This window comes from Mycobacterium sp. (assembly GCF_050701675.1).
GTDB lineage: Bacteria > Actinomycetota > Actinomycetes > Mycobacteriales > Mycobacteriaceae > Mycobacterium.
In genome coordinates, this window is record NZ_JBOGDD010001150.1 from 1 (window position 1) to 2433 (window position 2433).

The 2433-nt window shown below is 63.2% G+C and carries 2 protein-coding genes and 1 pseudogene; all 3 read left to right on the forward strand.

All coding sequences use genetic code 11. The features are described 5' to 3' along the window. On the forward strand, positions 1-927 hold a 927-nt coding region (locus ACRDUX_RS35600; RefSeq protein ID WP_526421360.1), incomplete at its 5' end, for an ornithine carbamoyltransferase. Between the two features lie 5 nt (positions 928-932). Further along, positions 933-1856 carry a carbamate kinase gene (gene arcC / locus ACRDUX_RS35605; protein WP_526421362.1) on the forward strand — a complete coding sequence of 308 codons (924 nt, stop codon included), beginning with the start codon at positions 933-935 and terminating at the stop codon, positions 1854-1856. A gap of 174 nt (positions 1857-2030) precedes the next feature. Further along, positions 2031-2433: pseudogene (locus tag ACRDUX_RS35610) on the forward strand (hypothetical protein); the annotation flags it as partial.

The window sequence follows — 2433 nt, forward strand, 5'->3', positions numbered from 1 at the left end:
CTATCCCGGGATCTCAAGCACGCGAAGTACTCTGGCGTCGCACAACCCCGTCTGACAGGCAAGAATATCGCCCTGATCTTCGAGAAGACGTCCACCAGGACTCGCTGCGCATTCGAGGTGGCGGCGCACGACGAGGGTGCGCACGTCACGTTCATCGATCCTGCATCCTCACAGATCGGCCACAAGGAGTCGATGAAGGACACCGCCCGGGTGCTTGGCCGGATGTATGACGCGATCGAGTATCGCGGCGCCGGTCAGCAGATCGTCGAGGAACTGGCCGAGTATGCCGGGGTACCGGTGTTCAACGGGCTCACCGACGAGTTCCACCCCACGCAGATGCTCGCAGACGTGCTCACCATGACCGAGCACCGCCAGAAACCGTTGACCGACATCGCCTTTGCGTTCGTCGGCGATGGCCGCAACAACGTCGCCAACTCACTGTTGCTGGTGGCGGCCAAGCTCGGCATGGACGTGCGAATCGGTGCACCGCAGGAACTATGGCCTGCCGACGACCACCTCACCATGTGCCGAGACTTTGCCACGACCTCCGGGGCGCGGATCACCATCACCGACGATCCACTCAAGGCGGTGAGCGGCGTTGACTTCATCTACACCGACGTATGGGTATCGATGGGTGAGCCGATGGAGACCTGGGGCGATCGGATCGATCTACTCCTACCGTTCCAGCTCAACTCCGAACTCCTGGCTGCGGCGGGCAATCCGCGCGTGAAGTTCATGCACTGCCTGCCCGCCTACCACAACTCGGAAACCGAGGTGGGTGCGCAAATCGCCACGCAGTACCCACATCTGGCCAACGGCGTCGAAGTCACCGAGGACGTATTCGAAAGTCCGGCGAACATCGCCTTCGAGCAAGCCGAGAATCGGATGCACACCATCAAGGCGGTCCTCGTGGCCGCGCTCGGCTGACGCACATGCGGATCGTAATCGCGCTGGGCGGCAACGCACTTCTGCGGCGAGGGCAACCCATGACGGCCGACAACCAGCGAGCCAATATTCGGGTGGCCGCCGAGTCCATCGCCGCCATCGTCCCTGGAAATGAAATCGTCGTCGCCCACGGCAACGGCCCGCAGGTGGGATTGCTTGCGTTGCAGGCGACGGCCTACCACGATGTGGCGCCCTATCCGCTTGACGTGCTCGGCGCTCAGACGGAGGCGATGATCGGTTACGTCATCGAGCAGGAACTCGGCAATCTGCTGCCGCCCGATCAATCACTAGCCACCCTGTTGACGATGATCGAGGTTCACCGCGACGACCCGGCGTTCGACCACCCAACCAAGCCGATCGGCCCGGTCTACGACCGCGAGACAGCAGAACGGCTCAAGTCCGCAAGCGGCTGGTCCATCGCACCCGACGGCGACAAGTTCCGCCGTGTCGTCCCCAGCCCGAAACCCAGGCGGATCTTCGAGATCCGGTCCATCCGGAGCCTCGTCGAGCAAGGCACCATCGTCATCTGCGCAGGCGGCGGCGGCATTCCGACGATGTATGACGAGGGTGGCAAGCTGCACGGCGTCGAGGCCGTCATCGACAAGGACCTCGCCTCGGCGCTGCTGGCCGAACAGCTGACCGCTGACCTACTCGTCATCGCCACCGACGTCGATGGCGTCTACACCGACTGGGGTTCCGAGCATCAGACGAAACTGGGTCGCGTGACTCCCGACGACCTCGCCGGTCTGGACCTGCCTGCCGGATCGATGGGACCGAAAGTGCAAGCCGCGTGCGACTTTGCGTGCAACACGGGCAAGGAAGCCGTCATTGGATCACTGACCGACATCGTCGACATCGTCGAGGGCGCGACGGGCACACGGGTGAGCCTGGCAGATGCACCAAGGCAGTGACCGTCACGGTTGAACTGGAGCGGGCCGCGTTTCGACGCGGCTTCAGGTCGACTTCTTGCGCGGCCCGTTGGGTTGCCTTACTCTTCGCAAATGAGAATGCTGTTCTCTTGTGTGGACAATTCATTCCCATAGCCCGACCCACCAGCCAAACACGCGTCACATCTGAAGGAACCGATGAACAAGCTGCGCGTCATTCAATGGACCACCGGCAAGGTCGGAAAGCTCAGCCTACGAGGCATTCTCGATGACCCCAGGCTCGAGTTGGTGGGTGTCTACGCCTATTCGGAGGGAAAGGCGGGCGCCGACGCGGGGCCGCTGTGCGGCCGACCCGATACCGGCGTGCTCGCCACCACCGACGTCGACGCACTCATCGCCTTGGACGCCGACACCGTCTTCTACAACCCGTTCATGGCCGACGTCGACCACGCCGTCCGCCTGCTCGAGAGCGGCCTCGACGTGATCAGCACCAATCTGTTCCTCAACGTCGGCGGCATCCAGGGCGAGACGAAGGAGAAGCTCGCCGCGGCCTGCCAGAGGGGTGCCAGCTCGCTCTACATCTCGGGCATCAACCCCGGCT